General features: G+C 57.8%; 16 protein-coding genes. 10 read left to right on the top strand and 6 right to left on the bottom strand.

All coding sequences use genetic code 11. From position 1 onward, the window contains the following. Positions 1 to 267: 267 nt before the first annotated feature. Both ACE38U_RS16585 and ACE38U_RS16580 read right to left on the bottom strand, forming a co-directional pair. Complete coding sequence (locus ACE38U_RS16585) at positions 268 to 2187, bottom strand: PTS mannitol transporter subunit IICBA (protein WP_038477727.1); 1920 nt, start codon at positions 2185 to 2187, stop codon at positions 268 to 270. Between the two features lie 472 nt (positions 2188 to 2659). Further along, on the bottom strand, positions 2660 to 3259 hold the full coding sequence (locus ACE38U_RS16580; protein WP_375530157.1) for an NAD(P)H oxidoreductase: 600 nt from the start codon (positions 3257 to 3259) through the stop codon (positions 2660 to 2662). Positions 3260 to 3360: 101 nt separating this feature from the next. Between ACE38U_RS16580 and ACE38U_RS16575 the strand changes: the two genes are divergently transcribed. The 5 genes from ACE38U_RS16575 (at position 3361) to exaC (ending at position 9888) form a co-directional block, all read left to right on the top strand. Then, positions 3361 to 4245, top strand: a complete 885-nt coding sequence (locus ACE38U_RS16575; protein WP_375530156.1) for a LysR family transcriptional regulator — start codon at positions 3361 to 3363, stop codon at positions 4243 to 4245. Between the two features lie 65 nt (positions 4246 to 4310). Next, positions 4311 to 4919, top strand: coding sequence for a glutathione S-transferase (locus tag ACE38U_RS16570; RefSeq protein ID WP_038477718.1), 609 nt, complete (start codon positions 4311 to 4313; stop codon positions 4917 to 4919). Positions 4920 to 4988: 69 nt separating this feature from the next. Further along, positions 4989 to 6377 carry an L-seryl-tRNA(Sec) selenium transferase gene (gene selA / locus ACE38U_RS16565; RefSeq protein ID WP_375530155.1) on the top strand — a complete coding sequence of 463 codons (1389 nt, stop codon included), beginning with the start codon at positions 4989 to 4991 and terminating at the stop codon, positions 6375 to 6377. Then, on the top strand, positions 6374 to 8212 hold the full coding sequence (gene selB / locus ACE38U_RS16560; protein ID WP_375530154.1) for a selenocysteine-specific translation elongation factor: 1839 nt from the start codon (positions 6374 to 6376) through the stop codon (positions 8210 to 8212). The genes selA and selB overlap by 4 nt, the downstream gene beginning before the upstream one ends. A 137-nt stretch (positions 8213 to 8349) precedes the next feature. Next, positions 8350 to 9888 (top strand): acetaldehyde dehydrogenase ExaC, encoded by a 1539-nt coding sequence (exaC, locus tag ACE38U_RS16555; RefSeq protein WP_061278600.1) that lies wholly within the window; start codon positions 8350 to 8352, stop codon positions 9886 to 9888. A 252-nt stretch (positions 9889 to 10140) separates the two neighbouring features. On the opposite strand, the gene fdhD is transcribed toward exaC, so the two are convergent. After that, a complete protein-coding gene (fdhD, locus tag ACE38U_RS16550) occupies positions 10141 to 10932 on the bottom strand; it encodes a formate dehydrogenase accessory sulfurtransferase FdhD (RefSeq protein WP_218167005.1) in 792 nt (263 codons plus the stop codon). 211 nt (positions 10933 to 11143) lie between these two features. Between fdhD and fdnG the strand changes: the two genes are divergently transcribed. From fdnG to fdhE, 4 genes are read left to right on the top strand one after another with little or no spacing between them, the layout of a single operon-like run. Beyond that, positions 11144 to 14194 (top strand): formate dehydrogenase-N subunit alpha, encoded by a 3051-nt coding sequence (gene fdnG, locus ACE38U_RS16545; RefSeq protein WP_144244044.1) that lies wholly within the window; start codon positions 11144 to 11146, stop codon positions 14192 to 14194. A 12-nt stretch (positions 14195 to 14206) separates the two neighbouring features. After that, complete coding sequence (gene fdxH, locus ACE38U_RS16540) at positions 14207 to 15109, top strand: formate dehydrogenase subunit beta (RefSeq protein WP_038477700.1); 903 nt, start codon at positions 14207 to 14209, stop codon at positions 15107 to 15109. Further along, positions 15106 to 15741: a formate dehydrogenase cytochrome b556 subunit gene (gene fdoI, locus ACE38U_RS16535; protein WP_038477697.1), complete on the top strand. Its 636-nt coding sequence runs from the start codon at positions 15106 to 15108 to the stop codon at positions 15739 to 15741. The genes fdxH and fdoI overlap by 4 nt, the downstream gene beginning before the upstream one ends. Then, on the top strand, positions 15738 to 16667 hold the full coding sequence (gene fdhE, locus ACE38U_RS16530; protein WP_038477694.1) for a formate dehydrogenase accessory protein FdhE: 930 nt from the start codon (positions 15738 to 15740) through the stop codon (positions 16665 to 16667). Before fdoI ends, fdhE begins: the two co-directional genes overlap by 4 nt. Positions 16668 to 16717: 50 nt before the next feature. Here the strand turns inward: fdhE and ACE38U_RS16525 are convergent, their stop codons facing one another. The 3 genes from ACE38U_RS16525 to ACE38U_RS16515 all read right to left on the bottom strand — a co-directional run bounded on the left by ACE38U_RS16525 (position 16718) and on the right by ACE38U_RS16515 (position 17661). Beyond that, positions 16718 to 16939, bottom strand: coding sequence for a YgdI/YgdR family lipoprotein (locus ACE38U_RS16525; RefSeq protein WP_375530153.1), 222 nt, complete (start codon positions 16937 to 16939; stop codon positions 16718 to 16720). A gap of 105 nt (positions 16940 to 17044) precedes the next feature. Beyond that, positions 17045 to 17422 carry a type II toxin-antitoxin system VapC family toxin gene (locus ACE38U_RS16520; RefSeq protein WP_176981254.1) on the bottom strand — a complete coding sequence of 126 codons (378 nt, stop codon included), beginning with the start codon at positions 17420 to 17422 and terminating at the stop codon, positions 17045 to 17047. After that, the gene (locus ACE38U_RS16515) at positions 17422 to 17661 is read right to left on the bottom strand and encodes a ribbon-helix-helix domain-containing protein (RefSeq protein WP_154187428.1); all 240 of its coding nucleotides are present in this window, start codon (positions 17659 to 17661) and stop codon (positions 17422 to 17424) included. The genes ACE38U_RS16520 and ACE38U_RS16515 overlap by 1 nt, the downstream gene beginning before the upstream one ends. Positions 17662 to 17948: 287 nt before the next feature. Between ACE38U_RS16515 and ACE38U_RS16510 the strand changes: the two genes are divergently transcribed. Continuing rightward, positions 17949 to 18284 carry a nuclear transport factor 2 family protein gene (locus tag ACE38U_RS16510; RefSeq protein ID WP_375530152.1) on the top strand — a complete coding sequence of 112 codons (336 nt, stop codon included), beginning with the start codon at positions 17949 to 17951 and terminating at the stop codon, positions 18282 to 18284. The last annotated feature ends 90 nt before the right edge of the window (positions 18285 to 18374 follow it).

The following is an 18374-nucleotide window of genomic DNA, read 5'->3' as shown; positions in this document are numbered from 1 at the left end:
GCGTTAACCTTCCTGATTATTTCACCCGTGAGGGCTGGGGTAAGGATACTGTATGCGAATCCCCTCACCCTAGCCCTCTCCCCAAGGGGGAGAGGGGATAATGCTTTGCACCTGTGTTGTTCCCCCTCGCCCCTTTGGGGAGAGGGGATAATGCTTTGCACCTGTTGTTCCCCTAGCCCTCTCCCCAAGGGGGAGAGGGGATAATGCTTTGCACCTGTTGTTCCCCCTCGCCCCTCCGGGGAGAGGGTTGGGGTGAGGGGCAAACCTTTATTTCTTACCGGCCAGCAGATCCAGCACTTCCTGGACGCTGGTGGTGTGCGCCAGGCGCTCAATGACCGACTCATCATCCAGCGCGTTGGTCAGGCTGGTGATCACCTGGATGTGCTCGTTATTGCGGGCCGCAATACCGATAACCAGGCGGGCAATGTCTTCCGGCTCTTCGCCGAAGTGCACGCCTTCAGGGTACTGGCAGAACACCACGCCGGTTTTCAGCACGCGGTCTTTCGCTTCCACGGTACCGTGAGGAACCGCGATACCTTCGCCCAGGTAAGTTGGAGTCAGTTTTTCGCGCTCAAACATTGCGTCCACGTATTCCGGCTGCACGTAGCCGCCGTTCACCAACTGCTCACCGGCAAAGCGAATCGCTTCTTCTTTGGTGCTGGCTTTCAGGCCGAGGAACACGTTACCCGCGCCCAGCTTGAAGACGCCTTCTTCGCTGGAAACAAAGCTGTCTTCCAGGCTGTGCATCACCTTCACTTCTTTGTCGCTCAGGTTCTGAGAGGCCAGCAGACGCTCAACCAGGTTGGCGTACAGGCTGCTGTCGAGGAAGTTGGTCAGGGAGATATGCTGCGCCTGTGGCACCTGGCGCATTGCACGCTCGGTCAGGTCGCGGTGGGTAATCACCAGGTCAACGTCGTCCGGCAGGCTGTTGATAGCGCAGTTGGTCACGGAGATATTTTTCAGGCCAGCATCGCTCACTTTCTTACGCAGCACGCCTGCACCCATGGCGCTGGAGCCCATACCTGCGTCGCAGGCTACGATGATTTTACGCACGTGGCTCAGGTCGTTAGACAGACCAGCACCTACCGCCAGCGGCGCTGCGCCACCTTTGGATTCAGCCTTCATTTCCTGCATACGGCGAGCCGCAGCTTCGATGTCGTCTTCTTCTTTCACTTTGCTGGTTTTCAGCAGGATGGCGGAGACCACGAAGGAAACAACCATTGCCGCACAGATAGCCGCGATGTTAGCGAAGTACGCGCCTTTCGGGGTCATCGCCAGAACTGCCAGGATAGAACCCGGGGAAGCCGGAGACACCAGGCCGCCGTTCAGTACGGTCAGGGTGAATACGCCGGTCATACCGCCGAGGATAACGGCCAGGATCAGACGTGGGTTCATCAGCACATACGGGAAGTAAATTTCGTGGATACCGCCCAGGAAGTGGATGATAGCCGCGCCGCCCGCAGACTGCTTAGCGTTACCGCGACCGAAGAACATGTATGCCAGCAGGACGCCCATACCCGGACCCGGGTTCGCTTCAATCAGGAAGAAGATGGATTTGCCCAGCTCGTGGGACTGCTGAATCCCCAGCGGCGAGAAGATACCGTGGTTGATGGCGTTGTTCAGGAACAGGATTTTCGCCGGTTCTACGAAGATGGACGCCAGCGGCAGCATGTCGTGTACAACCATGAAGTTAACGCCCGCCGCCAGAATTTTGGACAGGACTTCAACCGCAGGGCCAATACCCATGAACGCCAGAATCGCCAGGATCATCCCGATGATACCGGCAGAGAAGTTGTTCACCAGCATTTCAAAGCCGGATTTGATTTTACCGTCGACCCATTTGTCGAAGTGCTTGATTGCCCAGCCGCCCAGAGGCCCCGCAATCATTGCGCCGAGGAACATCGGCATGTCAGCCCCGACGATAACGCCCATAGTGGTGATAGCACCCACTACGCCGCCGCGGTCACCGCCAATCAGGCGACCACCGGTAAAGCCGATCAGCAGCGGCAGCAGGTAAGTGATCATCGGGCCTACCAGCTTCGCCAGCGTTTCGTTTGGCAACCATCCGGTAGGAATAAATAAGGCCGTGATAATACCCCAGGCGATAAACGCCCCGATATTTGGCATAACCATATTGCTGAGGAAACGACCAAAGCTTTGCACTTTGATCTTGATATCGGATGACATACACATACCCCTTGTTGGTGTTCCGCGCTGAAAAGCAGCCCGAGGTTTATTGTTAACGTAGCGGCAGGGTCGCCGGCCTTATGCAGTAAGTGACGCGAATCTGGCACTGAATCGTTAAGCTGTCCAGCCAGCGCCCTATTATGTGACTCAGATCACTAATAATCGGGGATCACCCAGCCACATTGAGTGATGGTGATCACATAATGGTTGTGTAAAAAAAGTACACCGAGGAATTTTTAACCCTGATTGACCTTTTAATGTGACTAACATCACATTTAGTTATGACGTCTTTGTTATTTATTTGTGACTTACATCACAAAGTATTTTGAGGGGGACTAATCCTAATGTGATCCAGTTAAAATCTGGGCGTTGACAACATAAGAAGGGCAATCACGGGATGAAAGTAAATTACAGCGAGGCGGCGGGTAAAAAGCGCGACGTTGAATGCCGCGCTTGTGTGAAGAATAAAAGGTTATTGAGCTAAGTCCGCGACAATGCCGCGCGCCTGAGCAAACAGCTGCTGGTAATGGGCATCGCTATCGCCAATCCCCTCTTCCACGCCGATGGTGTTATAGAGGAAATCGATTTTTGCATCCTCAACGCCCAGGTAGCCCATCGACCCGTCGATAAAATCGGTCATGTTCTTTTCCCAGCCGTACTTCACAAAACCTGCCTGCGAGCCGCCGACCAGCGCCACCCAGCGGATTTTCTTATTCCCCAGCGTGCCGCCCGGCCCGTAGCCCAGGCCGTAGTTCCACACGCGGTCCAGGTAGCCTTTCAGCATGGCCGGGAAGCTGTACCACCACACCGGGAACACCACGACCACGGTGTCTTTATCTGCTAACTCGCCAAACAGGCGGTGAACCTCCGGGGAATACTGCTTCTGCGGGTTGTTCCAGTCCGGCTCGTCGTCCACGCCAAGCGAGGGATTAAAGCCGCTGCGGTAAAGATCGAGCGAAGAGACGTTAATGCCGCGTTCCGCCGCCTCGCCCTGAATTTCCTGTACCACCTGCGCGGTTAATGAGTCGCTACGCGGATGGGCCCAAACGATATACATATTCTCTGATTTCATGGAGTTATCTCAGCCTGTTGGGAAGTAGCTACCACTTTACGGCCGCTGGATAATTCTGTAAAACGTAGTATTTGAGATGAGTTAATGAAGGATTTTCACTAATGGCGCTGAATTTTTCCGACTTCGCGACCTTTATCGCCGTGGCGCGACACAAAAGCTTTCGCGCCGCCGGCGACGAGCTGGGGCTTTCTCCGTCGGCGATCAGCCACGGCATCAAACAGCTCGAGCAGCGCCTGAAAATCCGGCTGTTCAACCGCACCACCCGCAGCGTGTCTCTCACCGAGGCTGGCGCTAACCTTTACGAGCGCCTGCGCCCGGCCTGTGACGAAATTCATACCATCCTCGACGAGGTGAACTCGTTTCGCGACACGCCGATGGGCACCCTCAAAATCAACAGCTCACGGCTGGCTGCACGCACGGTTTTAATGCCGCTGGTGGCCGGATTTATCCGCCGCTATTCCGACATCAAAGTGGAAGTCACCACCGACGACAGGCTGGTGGATATTGTGAAGCAGGAATATGACGCCGGTATCCGCCTGATAACCACGGTGGAAAAAGACATGATTGCCGTGCCGATTGGCCCGAAGGCAAAGATTTGCGTCGTCGCCACGCCGGAATATCTTGCGAGCTATCCGGCTCCGGCTCATCCCCGCGAGCTGGTCAATCACTGCAGCGTTATTTTCCGCTATCCAAGCGGCCGCCCCTACTACTGGGAGTTTTACGGGCCTGAAGGCAAGCTGGAGGTGACGCCGTGCGGCAATATCGTCGTCGACGATCTCGACTCCGAGCTGGAAGCGGTGCTGTGCGGGGCGGGCATTGGCTACCTGTATCAGCAGCAGGTAGAAGAGCATCTCGCAAGCGGCAGGCTGGTTTCGATGCTGGAGGAGTGGCTGCCCGACCTTCCGCCGTTCCAGTTCTATTACCCAGGCCGCCAGTACATGCCCAGCGCGCTACGCGCCTTTGTCGACTACATAAAAGGGGCGTAGACTTTTTCAGCAATGTTGGGTATCTGTTTCATACTTACCTCAAGTTGGCAAAAACGGATAATGTCATGAAACTGATCGGCAACTATACCAGCCCCTTTGTTCGAAAGATCTCGGTCATCCTGCTGGAAAAAGGCCTTAGCTTTGAGTTTGTTAACGTCAACCCGTGGACAGGCGACAGCCCGGCCCCGCAGTACAACCCGCTCGGCAAAGTGCCGGCGCTTATCACCGATGAAGGCGAGCGCTGGTTTGATTCGTCGATCATCGCCCAATACCTCGAGCTGCTGAACATCGCGCCAGAGCTTATCCCGCACGACCAGAAAGCGGCGCTGCATGTACGCCAGCTTGAAGCATTATCCGACGGGATCATGGACGCGGCGTTAACTTCCGTGCGTGAAAAACTGCGCCCGGCGGAACAGCAGTCTGAAGAGGTGCTGATCCGCCAGCGCGAGAAGATTGGCCGCGCCCTCGATCTATTGGAAGAATACGCCGCCGACGGCACGCTGACCGCCGAGCCGCTTAATCTGGCCAATATTTCTGCCGCCTGCGCGGTGGGTTACCTCAATTTCCGCCGCGTCGCGCCGGGCTGGTGCGTCAATCGCCCGCACCTGGTCAAGCTGGTCGAACAGCTGTTCCTGCGCGAGAGCTTTGCGCGTACCGAACCACCCGCGGCATGATCTGCTGCCAGGACAGGGGACGTTGTCCCCTGTAATATTACTCACAAATTTCCTAATCCAGTCCCTGCCATGACGACAGCTCAAACACTTTTTAGCCATCTTCCGGCGACCGACCGCCTGCTGCGCGATGCCGCCTTTACCGCCCTCCTTGCCGAGTTCGGCCACACCCGCGTGGTGGCGACGCTGAGAATGCTGCAAAGCGAAGCGCGCGAACACATTCGCACGGCGAGCAAACTGCCGGACTGGAGCGAGGACTGGGCAAAGAAAACGCGTGACGTGCTCGAGGCCAGCCAGCGCAGCGCTCTGCTGCCGGTTTTCAACCTGACCGGCACCGTGTTGCACACCAATCTCGGGCGTGCGCTACAGGCCGAGGCGGCCATTGATGCAGTAAGCGAAGCCATGCGCTCCGCCGTAACGCTGGAATATTCACTGGACGACGCAGGACGCGGCCACCGCGATCGCGCCATCGCCGATCTGCTTTGCGAGCTGACCGGCGCGGAAGATGCCTGCATCGTCAACAACAATGCGGCAGCGGTGCTGCTAATGCTGGCGGCCTGCGCAGTCGGCGGCGAAGTAGTGGTTTCGCGCGGCGAACTGGTGGAAATTGGCGGCGCGTTTCGCATTCCCGACGTCATGCGCCAGGCAGGCTGCACGCTGGTTGAAGTCGGCACCACCAACCGCACGCACCTGAAAGACTACCGCGCAGCCGCGAGCGAAAACACCTCGCTGCTGATGAAGGTGCACACCAGCAATTACCACATCGAAGGCTTCACCAAAGCAGTTAGCGAGGCCGAGCTGGTTACGCTGGGCAACGAACTCAACCTGCCGGTCGTCACCGACCTGGGCAGCGGCTCGCTGGTAGATTTAAGCCTGTGGGGCCTGCCGCCGGAGCCGATGCCGCAGCAGCTGATTGCCGACGGCGTGAGCCTGGTGAGTTTCTCCGGCGACAAACTACTCGGCGGCCCGCAGGCCGGGATCATCGTCGGCAAAAAGGCGCTTATTGAACGCATTCAGAGCCACCCGCTGAAGCGCGCGCTGCGCGCCGACAAAATGACGCTGGCGGCGCTGGAAGCCACACTGCGGCTGTATCAACACCCGGAAACGCTGGTGGAACGCCTGCCAACCCTGCGCCTGCTAACCCGCAGTGCCGAAGACATCCATCTGCAGGCCAGCCGCCTGCAGCCCGCATTTGAACAGCGTTTTGGCGAGCAGTTCGATGTGCGCGTTGAAGCATGCCTGTCGCAAATCGGCAGCGGCTCTTTGCCCGTTGACCGCCTGCCTGGCGCGGCCCTGACCTTCACGCCGAAAGACGGACGTGGATCAACGCTTGCCTCACTGACGCAAGCCCTGCGCGAGCTTGAAAGGCCGGTTATTGGCCGCATTGCCGATGGCCGACTGTGGCTGGATTTACGCTGCCTCGAAAACGAAGCGCTGCTGCTGGAGGGCATTACCCTGTGATTATTGCCACCGCCGGGCACGTTGACCACGGCAAAACGACCCTTCTCCAGGCGCTGACCGGCGTGAATGCTGACCGCCTGCCCGAAGAGAAAAAGCGCGGTATGACCATCGACCTCGGCTACGCCTACTGGCCGCAGCCGGATGGCCGTGTGATTGGCTTTATTGACGTGCCAGGGCACGAAAAATTTCTGGCTAACATGCTGGTGGGCGTCGGCGGCATAGATCATGCGCTGCTGGTCATCGCCTGCGACGACGGCGTGATGGCGCAAACCCGCGAGCATCTGGCGATTTTACAGCTGACGGGCAACCCGCAGGTAACCGTCGCGCTAACCAAAGCCGACCGGGTGAGCGACAGCCGCATTGCAGAAGTTCGCGATGAAGTCGCCGCTCTGCTGGGCGATACTTTGGCCGCAATCTTTGTGACCGCCGCCACCAACGGTGAAGGCGTAGAAGCGCTACAGCAGCATCTTATCGGGCTAAGCGAACGTCCTCATGCCACCTCGCACCGCTTCCGCCTCGCCATCGACCGTGCTTTTACGGTTAAGGGCGCAGGCCTTGTGGTGACCGGCACGGCGCTGAGCGGCGAAGTTAACGTTGGCGATTCGCTCTGGCTGACCGGCGCGGATAAACCGATGCGCGTGCGCGGCCTTCACGCCCAAAACCAGCCGGTTTCCAGCGCGATGGCCGGGCAGCGCATTGCCCTGAACATCAGCGGTGACGCGGAAAAAAACGACATCAGCCGGGGCGACTGGCTGCTGAGCGAAAAACCTCTGCAGCCGATTGAGCGCGTTATCGTCGAACTGCAAACGCTGCAGCCGCTCCAGCAGTGGCAACCGCTGCATATTCACCATTCCGCACGTCACGTAACCGGGCGCGTTTCGCTGCTGGAAGGCAACCTTGCCGAACTGGTGCTGGATGTGCCGCTGTGGCTGGCGGACAACGACCGCCTGGTGCTGCGCGACATCAGCGCCCGCACCACGCTCGCCGGTGCCCGTGCCGTGCTGCTCAATGCCCCACGCCGCGGCAAGCGCCAACCCGCTTTCCTGAGCTGGCTGGCAGACCTGGCAAAAGGAGCCGATGACCCGCAGGCGCTGGAAGCACATCTGGCTCGCGGAGCCGTGCTGCTCAGCGAATTTTCCTGGGCACGCCAGCTAACGGCGGAAGGTCTTCAGGCTCTGCTCGATCAGCCGGGTTATCTGCAGGCGGGCAATGCGCTGCTAAGCCCGGATGTGGCCGCTCTATGGCAGCAAAAACTGCTCGACGTGCTGGCACGCTACCACCAGCAGCATGACGATCAGCCGGGGCCGGGCCGTGAACGCCTGCGCCGCATGGCGCTGCCCGCGGAAGACGAAGGCCTGGTTCTGTCGCTTATCGAAAGAATGCGCGCTGAAGGCCTGCTGATAAGCCGCCAGGGCTGGCTGCACCTGCCGGGACACGAGCCAGGTTTTTCTCCCACGCAGCAGGCGGTGTGGGACAAAGTAGACGCGTTGCTTGGCGATGAGCCCTGGTGGGTTCGCGACCTGGCTAAAGAAACCGGCGAGGAAGAACAGGCGATGCGTCAGCTGCTACGATCCGCCGCCCAGCAGGGGCTGGTCACCGCGATTCTGAAAGATCGTTATTACCGAAACGATCGCCTGCAGGCGTTTGCCGATCTGATCCGCGAGTTGGATCAAACTCACGGTGCCACCAACGCCGCCGACTTCCGCGACAGATTAGGCGTAGGCCGCAAGCTGGCGATTCAGATCCTGGAATATTTCGACAAAACCGGCTTTACCCGTCGGCGCGGCAACGACCACCTGCTGCGCGACAAGGCGCTGTTTACGCCTTCGCGCTGATCCCTCCTGCCGGAGAAGAGTTATTTCCCTCTTCTCCGGCGTTAATCCGTGAAGCACGTCGTAAAGCGGGCGGGAATCGGCGAAGAAACAGCCAGCCCGAACTACCCTTGTGGATGAACCATCACAAGGAGACGGCTATGACAAATAATCCTCCCGATACCCGTATTATCCCCGGCGAATATGGTTTCCCGCTAAAACTTAAACCCCGTTACGACAACTTTATCGGCGGCCAATGGGTTGCCCCGGTTGGCGGTCAGTACTATGAAAACCTCACCCCGGTGACCGGCCAGCCGCTGTGCGAAATCGCCAGCTCCGGCAAGGCCGACATCGACCTGGCGCTGGATGCCGCCCACGAAGCCAAAAAAGGCTGGGGGCAGATGTCCGTGCAGGAGCGCGCCACCATCCTGCTGAAAATTGCCGACCGCATGGAGCAAAACATCGAGCTGCTGGCGACGGCAGAAACCTGGGACAACGGCAAACCGATTCGCGAAACCAGCGCCGCCGACGTGCCGCTGGCCATCGACCACTTCCGCTACTTCGCCTCCTGTATTCGTGCCCAGGAGGGCGGCATCAGCGAGGTGGATAAAGACACCGTGGCCTACCATTTCCACGAGCCGCTCGGCGTGGTCGCACAGATCATTCCGTGGAACTTCCCGCTGCTGATGGCGAGCTGGAAAATGGCCCCGGCGCTCGCGGCGGGCAACTGCATCGTACTGAAGCCTGCGCGACTGACCCCGCTCTCCGTGCTGCTGCTGATGGAACTGGTTGGCGACCTGCTGCCGCCGGGCGTGGTTAACGTGGTGAACGGCGCGGGCGGCGAGATTGGCGAATACCTGGCAACCTCGAAACGCATCGCCAAAGTGGCGTTTACCGGCTCCACCGAGGTCGGGCAACAGATCATGCAGTACGCCACCCAGAACATTATCCCGGTCACCCTGGAGCTGGGCGGCAAATCTCCGAACATTTTCTTTGCCGACGTGATGGAAGAGGAAGACGCCTTCTTCGACAAGGCGCTGGAGGGCTTTGCGCTGTTCGCCTTCAACCAGGGCGAGGTCTGTACCTGCCCGAGCCGCGCGCTGGTGCAGGAGTCCATCTACGAACGTTTCATTGAGCGCGCGATCCGCCGCGTAGAAGCCATTCGCTCCGGCAACCCGCTGGACAGCCGCACCCAAATGGGCGCGCAGGTGTCGCAGGGGCAGATGGAAACCATCCTCAACTACATCGACATCGGCAAGAAAGAAGGCGCGGACGTGCTGACCGGCGGGCGTAGAAAAGCGCTGACGGGCGACCTGCAGGCGGGTTACTACCTCGAGCCGACCATTCTGTTTGGTAAAAACAACATGCGTGTGTTCCAGGAGGAAATTTTCGGGCCGGTGCTCGCCGTCACCACGTTTAAAACCGTGGAGGAAGCGCTGGAGCTGGCGAACGATACCGAATACGGTCTGGGCGCGGGCGTCTGGAGCCGCAACGGCAGCCTGGCCTACAAAATGGGGCGCGGTATTCAGGCCGGGCGCGTGTGGACCAACTGTTACCACGCCTACCCGGCACACGCGGCGTTTGGGGGCTACAAACAGTCCGGGATCGGACGCGAGACCCACAAAATGATGCTGGAGCATTATCAGCAGACCAAGTGCCTGCTGGTGAGCTATTCCGATAAGCCGCTGGGCCTGTTCTGAGGATTGACCCTCACTCAGGTAGGGCTAAACCTTAGTCACAAATACGTTCTATGAAAGATCGGCTAAGGTTCCGTTCACTTCCAGCCCTGGGTCGGAGAGAAAACGGAGGCGATTTAAGCCGGAACCGTGCCTCGCTTCTTATTTTTACCCTCACCCTAACCCTCTCCCTGAAAGGGAGAGGGAATAAACAATGTTCCACGTTGGCTGTTTTCCCCCTCTCCCTCTGGGAGAGGGGCGGGGTGAGGGGAAAATCTAGCGCAGCCGCTCCGGGTGCGTATAAACCGTGGCACGGCCTGGCCGGTTAAAGCCCACCAGCGTCAGATTCGTACGCTGTGCAACTTCCACTGCCAACGAAGTTGCAGCAGATACCGCAAACAGGATTTCAATGCCGCACATCGCGGCCTTCTGCACCATCTCATAGCTCGCACGGCTCGACACCAGCGCGGCGCCGTTATGCCACGGGTTACGGCTGCGAACGCCGAGCATTTTATCCAGCGCCACATGGCGGCCAATATCTTCGCGCCCATCCAGAATCTGGCCATTAACATCAAGCCATAACGCCGCATGAGTGCAGCCCGTTAGCTCGCCGACGGGCTGGTAGTCACGCATTTTTTTCAGCGGCTCGTCCAGGTTTTCCAGGGCAAACGTCTGGGTAAACGGCAGCGGCGGCACGGGGCGGCCAATGTCATTCAACTGCTCAACGCCGCAGACGCCGCAGCCGGTTCGTCCGGCCAGCGCCCGGCGACGCTCTTTCAGGCCCGCAAAGCGGCGGCTGGACAGCTCGACCTGCACTTCAATGCCGTTACAAGTTGGCAACACATCCATCCCGTAAATATCCGCCGGACTTTCAATAATGCCTTCGGACAGGGAAAACCCGAGCGCAAACGCTTCGAGATCTTTGGGCGAAGCCATCATCACGACGTGGGAAATGCCGTTGTAGACCAGCGCGACGGGCACTTCCTCCGCCAGCCAGTCGGTTTCGGCTACGGTGAGATTGCCCCGGTGCCAGAGCTCGATCGTGCGCGCGCCGGTAACCTGTTCCATCATATTTTTTTCAGAGCGGTGAAATTTGTTCACTTTGTTTTAACCAATCGAGAACACCCTCAGTACCATTGTGGTATTCTAGAAATACCCCTTCCGGATGAAGGGAAGTAAGCCATCAAAATCTATAGTGGTTCTAATTGTGAACCTTTGCGGGTCACCCCGCAAAATAAATCCTAAGCAATGTGAAATGTCGAAATGTAAGGAGCGATCCATGCAGGTCAGCAGAAGGCAGTTCTTTAAGATCTGTGCTGGCGGTATGGCAGGCACCACGGCAGCGGCACTGGGTTTTGCCCCCGGCGCTGCGCTCGCGGAAACCCGGCAGTACAAGCTGCTACGCACCCGTGAAACCCGTAACACCTGCACATACTGCTCCGTCGGCTGTGGGCTATTGATGTATAGCCTCGGCGATGGCGCAAAAAACGCAAAAGCCTCAATTTTCCATATCGAAGGTGACCCGGACCACCCGGTAAACCGCGGCGCGCTGTGCCCGAAAGGGGCCGGTCTGGTGGACTTTATCCATTCCGAAAGCCGCCTGAAAACGCCTTCTTATCGCGCACCAGGCTCCGATAAATGGCAGCAAATCAGTTGGGACGATGCCTTTGATCGCATCGCGAAGCTGATGAAAGAAGACCGCGACGCCAACTTCATCGAAAAGAACGAACAGGGCACCACGGTCAACCGCTGGCTCTCCACGGGGATGCTGTGCGCCTCCGCGTCGAGCAACGAAACCGGTTATTTAACCCAGAAATTTACCCGCGCCCTCGGCATGCTTGCCGTGGATAACCAAGCGCGTGTCTGACACGGACCAACGGTAGCAAGTCTTGCTCCAACATTTGGTCGCGGTGCGATGACCAACCACTGGGTTGATATCAAAAACGCCAACCTCATCGTGGTGATGGGTGGGAACGCGGCAGAAGCGCATCCGGTGGGATTCCGCTGGGCGATGGAAGCCAAAATTCACAACGGCGCGAAGCTGATTGTGATCGATCCTCGCTTTACTCGAACCGCTTCGGTGGCGGATTTCTACACGCCTATCCGTTCCGGGACCGACATTGCTTTCCTGTCGGGCGTTCTGCTGTACCTGATAAACAACAACAAATTCAACCGCGAGTACGTCGAGTCTTACACCAACGCCAACCTGATTGTGCGTGAGGACTTCGGCTTCGACGACGGCCTGTTCACCGGCTACGACGCGGCGAGCCGCAAGTACGACAAAACCACCTGGAACTATGAGCTGGATGAAGAAGGCTTCGCCAAACGCGACCTGACGCTTCAGCACCCGCGCTGCGTGTGGAACCTGCTGAAAGAGCACATCTCCCGCTACACGCCGGACGTGGTGACCAGCATCTGCGGCACACCGAAAGAAGATTTCCTGAAGGTCTGCGAATACATCGCCGAAACCAGCGTGGCGGACAAAACCGCCTCGTTCCTGTACGCCCTGGGCTGGACACAGCACTCCGTCGGCGCGCAGAACATTCGCACCATGGCGATGATCCAGCTGCTGCTCGGCAACATGGGGATGGCAGGCGGCGGCGTCAACGCCCTGCGCGGCCACTCCAACATTCAGGGTCTGACCGACCTTGGCCTGCTTTCCACCAGCCTGCCGGGTTACATGAACCTGCCAAGCGAAAAACAGGTGGATATCGACAGTTATCTGGCGGCCAACACGCCTAAACCGCTGCTGAAAGGCCAGGTGAACTACTGGGGCAACTACCCGAAATTCTTCGTCTCGATGATGAAAGCCTTCTTTGGCGACAAAGCGACGAAGGAAAACGGCTGGGGCTATGACTGGCTGCCGAAGTGGGACAAAGGCTACGACGTGCTGCAGTACTTCGAGATGATGAGCCAGGGCAAGGTCAACGGCTATCTGTGCCAGGGCTTTAACCCGGTGGCCTCGTTCCCTAACAAGAACAAGGTCGTGGCCTCGCTCTCGAAGCTGAAGTTCCTGGTCACTATCGACCCGCTGAACACCGAAACGTCCAACTTCTGGCAGAACCACGGCGAGATGAACGACGTTGATCCGTCGAAAATCCAGACCGAGGTGTTCCGCCTGCCGTCCACCTGCTTCGCGGAAGAGAATGGCTCCATCGTGAACTCCGGACGCTGGCTGCAGTGGCACTGGAAAGGGGCGGATGCGCCAGGGGAAGCGCTGAACGACGGCGAAATCCTCTCCGGCATCTTCACCCGCCTGCGCCACATGTACGAGCGCGACGGCGGTAAGGTGCCTGAGCAGGTGCTGAACATGACCTGGAAGTACCTGACGCCGGACAACCCGGCGCCGGAAGAAGTGGCCATGGAAAGCAACGGCAAGGCGCTCGAAGACCTGATCGACCCGGCCACCGGCGCGGTGCTGGTGAAAAAAGGGCAGCAGCTTAGCTCCTTTGCTCAGCTGCGCGACGACGGTACAACGTCCAGCGGCTGCTGGATATTCGCCGGGAGCTGGACGCCGGACGGCAACCAGATGGCTCGCCGCGACAACGCCGACCCGTCCGGCCTGGGCAACACGCTCGGCTGGGCATGGGCGTGGCCGCTTAACCGCCGCATTCTGTATAACCGTGCCTCCGCCGATCCATCGGGTAAACCGTGGGATGAAAAACGCCGCCTGATCTCCTGGGATGGTGCGAAATGGGGCGGCATCGACGTGCCGGACTACAGCACCGCCGCGCCGGACAGCGGGGTCGGGCCGTTTATCATGCAGCCGGAAGGCCTGGGTCGCCTGTTTGCCCTCGACAAGATGGCAGAGGGGCCGTTCCCGGAACACTACGAGCCGTTTGAAACGCCGCTGGGCACCAACCCGCTGCACCCGAACGTGGTCTCCAACCCGGCAGCACGCGTGTTTAAAGACGACCTGGAAGCGATGGGCAAGCATGACAAGTTCCCGTATGTCGGCACCACCTATCGTCTGACGGAGCATTTCCACTACTGGACCAAGCACGCGCTGCTGAACGCCATCGCGCAGCCGGAGCAGTTTGTCGAGATTGGCGAGAAGCTGGCCAACAAACTCGGCATCGCTCACGGCGACACGGTGAAGGTCTCCTCCAACCGCGGCTACATCAAGGCCAAAGCGGTGGTGACCAAGCGTATCCGCACGCTGGACGTTCACGGTCAGAAGGTGGACACCATCGGGATCCCGATTCACTGGGGTTACGAAGGCGTGGCGAAAAAAGGCTTTATTGCCAACACCCTGACGCCGTTTGTCGGGGATGCCAACACGCAAACGCCGGAGTTCAAGGCGTTCCTGGTCAACGTGGAAAAGGTGTAACGGAGACGAATTATGGCTTATCAATCTCAGGACATTATCCGTCGTTCCGCTACTAACGGCTTCACGCCCGCGCCTCAGGCGCGGGATCACCAGCAAGAGGTCGCCAAGCTTATCGACGTCACCACCTGCATCGGCTGTAAGGCCTGCCAGGTGGCGTGCTCAGAGTGGAACGACATCCGCGATGAAGTGGGGCACAACGTCGGGGTGTACGACAACCCGGCGGACCTGACCGCCAAATCATGGACGGTGATGCGCTTCTCGGAAGTGGAGCAGAACGACAAACTGGAATGGCTGATCCGCAAAGATGGCTGTATGCACTGTGCGGACCCGGGCTGCCTGAAGGCGTGCCCGTCGGAAGGGGCTATTATTCAGTATGCCAACGGCATCGTCGACTTCCAGTCTGAGCAGTGCATCGGCTGCGGCTACTGCATCGCCGGCTGCCCGTTCGACGTGCCGCGCCTGAACCCGGAAGACAACCGCGTCTACAAATGCACCCTGTGCGTAGACCGCGTCACCGTGGGCCAGGAGCCGGCATGCGTGAAGACCTGCCCGACCGGGGCGATTCATTTCGGCTCGAAAGAGGACATGAAAACCCTCGCCGGTGAGCGCGTGACGGAGCTGAAAACCCGTGGTTACGACAACGCAGGGTTGTACGATCCGGCCGGCGTTGGCGGGACGCACGTCATGTACGTGCTGCATCATGCGGACAAGCCGACGCTGTATCACGGCCTGCCGGAGAACCCGTCCATCAGCCCAACCGTGAAGTTCTGGAAAGGCGTCTGGAAACCGCTGGCCGCGATCGGCTTTGCGGCCACCTTCGCCGCCAGCGTCTTCCACTACGTTGGGGTCGGCCCGAACCGTGCCGATGAAGAGGACGATAATCTGCACCATGACGACGACGAGGTGCGTAAATGAAAAAGCAACCGACCATTCAGCGCTACAGCGCGCCTGAGCGCATCAACCACTGGATCACCGCCTTCTGCTTCGTGCTGGCGGCGGTGAGCGGACTGGGCTTTTTCTTCCCGTCCTTCAACTGGCTGATGGGCATTCTCGGCACGCCGCAGCTGGCGCGCATTCTCCACCCGTTCGTTGGGGTGGTGATGTTCGCCTCCTTCATAATCATGTTTTTCCGTTACTGGCACCACAACCTAATCAATCGGGATGATATCTTTTGGGCGAAGAATATTCGTAAGATCGTCGTCAACGAGGAAGTGGGAGACACCGGGCGCTATAACTTCGGCCAGAAATGCGTGTTCTGGGCGGCGATTATTTTCCTGGTGCTGTTGCTGGCGAGCGGCGTGATTATCTGGCGTCCTTACTTTGCGCCAGTCTTCCCTATTCCGGTTATTCGATTTGCGTTAATGCTGCATTCATTTGCCGCGGTAGCGTTAATTGTGGTTATTATGGTGCATATTTACGCCGCCCTTTGGGTAAAAGGCACCATCACCGCGATGGTGGAGGGCTGGGTTACCACGACGTGGGCGAAGAAACATCACCCGAAATGGTACCGCGAAGTCCGCCAGAAACAGGAAAAGTCATCTGAATGAGTATTCGCATAATCCCGCAAGATCAGCTGGAGAAGAGCGAGAAACGCACGGCGGAAGTGATTCCGCCGTTATTATTCCCCAGGCTCAAAAATCTCTACAACCGCCGCGCTGAACGCCTGCGCGAGCTGGCTGCCAGCAACCCGCTGGGCGACTATCTGCGCTTTGCCGCGCTGATCGCCCACGCCCAGGAAGTGGTGCTATACGACCACCCGCTGGAGATGGATTTAACCGCCCTGATTGCCGAAGCCGCCAAAACCGGCAAACCGCCGTTGGACATTCACGTCCTGCCGCGCGACCCGCACTGGCAGCGCCTGCTGCAGTCGCTGATTGCCGAGCTGAAGCCAGAAATGGACGGCCCGGCGTTAGCGGTGATTGAAAATCTTGAAAAAGCTTCTTCACAGGAGCTGGAAGAGATGGCCACCGCGCTGTTCAACGCTGATTTTTCGCTCGTCAGCAGTGACAAAGCGCCGTTTATCTGGGCCGCGCTGTCGCTCTACTGGGCGCAAATGGCGACGCTTATCCCAGGCAAAGCCAAAGCAGAGTACGGCGAACAGCGCCAGTTCTGCCCGGTTTGCGGCTCGATCCCGGTCGCCAGCATGGTGCACATCGGCACCACCAACGGCCTGCGTTATCTGCACTGCAACCTGTGCGAAACCGAGTGGCATGTGGTGCGCGTGAAGTGCAGCAACTGCGAGCAGACCCGCGACTTAAACTACTGGTCGCTGGACAGCGAACAGGCGGCGATTAAAGCCGAAAGCTGCGGCGACTGCGGCACCTACCTGAAAATTCTCTATCAGGAAAAGGACCCGAAAGTGGAAGCCGTCGCCGACGACCTGGCCTCGCTGGTGCTTGACGCCCGCATGGAGCAGGAAGGCTTCGCCCGCAGCAGCATCAATCCGTTCTTATTCCCTGGCGAAGGGGAATAAGTCGGCTCTACCGGCCAGAATTTACTGGCCGGTCATTTCTTTCCCTACGATCACCCGCGCTTAATCATCTGCACAACCTGATCGTTTTGGATCTGATGCTCCACGCCCTGTGCGTCGTAATAACGCGTCAGCCCCGTCTGCTTATCGAGCTCCGGCTTGCCTTTGGTCACGATCATTTCGCCCGTTTTAGTCGACATCACGTAGCTGCTGGAGCAGGCCACCGCCGACAGAGCAACCACACCCACCAACATCATCCCGAACAGTTTTTTCACTTTTGCCAACCCTTTATTGTTTTAGACGCCGGATTGTAGCTGGATGAAATGCAACCGGGTGTTAATGTGTATTGCGAAGGGAGACTGGGAGCTGGCAGAAGTACGCTATGAGAGTGAGTAAGGCACAATCACGCCTGGAATATCTTTAAAGTCCTTAGTATTACGAGTAAGCAGTGTTTTTTGAGCAACATGAGTAGAGGCCAGAATGATCGCGTCAGGAAGTTTCATCTTATATTGCCTTCTGAGTTCAACCGCCCTTTCCGAGACAGATTGAGTAACAGGCAATACATCAAAATGAGAGAGAAACTGTCGAGTCTGGGCTTCCTGCCGACTATCCCTCACTCCAACCATCACCTCCATCCACGTAACAACGCTTATTGAACGTCCGACGTTGTACTTCTCCATCATTTCTTGAGCCTCATGCCGGCCACTCAGGAAATCGATTAATACATTGGTATCAAAGACAGAAGATTGCTTTTCCATTACCACTCCTCACGCAGCTTTCTCTCATACTCCAGCCCATCGGGGGTACTCTCTCCCCAAAGCCCAAATGCATCTTTGATATCGGACTGCTGCCGAGCCAGGTACTGATCAACGGCCTCTCTTAGAAGCTCGGCCCTGGGCAAATTGCGCTTTTGCTTTAGTCCATCAAGTTGCCTGATCGCTTCATCCGATAGATCCAGAAGAATTCGCCCCATACCTTCTCCAAAAACGGTAGCCATATATCATCCATGTATATCATGATTGAGCATAATAAGATCAATTAGTGCTCACAAAGAATACATCTTAATAATGAAAAATGAATTAATACATTGAATAAGAAGAGAAATTTACGAGACCCCGCGAAGCAACTTTGCAACAGCGAATGGTGTCTCAGCCACTGACCGAGCCACCGCACAATCTGCCCCATCCTTTCATTAGACATTTTCCATCCGGCAAGAGACTCTGTCCTCGCACACAACAACCACACTTTGGCAGCCCACCACTTTCTCTGATCAGGATATTCTTTATGTCAGTCACTGAACCCGTCATCCGCCAGTATGAGGCGTACAACGCCCACGATCTCGAGGCCTTTGCCGCCTGCTTTAGCGAAGACTTCATCGCTTACCGCCCGCCAGCCACTACGCCTTCTTTGGAAGGACGCGAAGCACTTTATGCCTTCTATAAAGAGCACCGCTTCAATAACCCAGCCTTGAGAGCAGAAATCATTTCCCGCACCGCGCTGGGCAACAAGGTGTTCGACCACGAGAAGATCCACGGCCTGAGCGATGAACCCATTGAAAGCATGGCGGTTTTCGAAGTAGAAAACGGGCTGATAAAAACGGCGTGGTTCTTTTTTGGCTGAATAGCCGTTGCCCGCGCCCATGTTTGCCAGGCGTATTTTTGACGCAGGTTGTGCAGAATGAAGCCCGGCAAACCCTGCCGGAACGAGCAG

It is taken from the genome of Cedecea selenatireducens (assembly GCF_042138895.1).
Classification (GTDB): domain Bacteria; phylum Pseudomonadota; class Gammaproteobacteria; order Enterobacterales; family Enterobacteriaceae; genus Cedecea; species Cedecea selenatireducens.
Note: the sequence above shows the minus strand (reverse complement) of the source record. Positions and strands in the feature narration are given on the sequence as shown.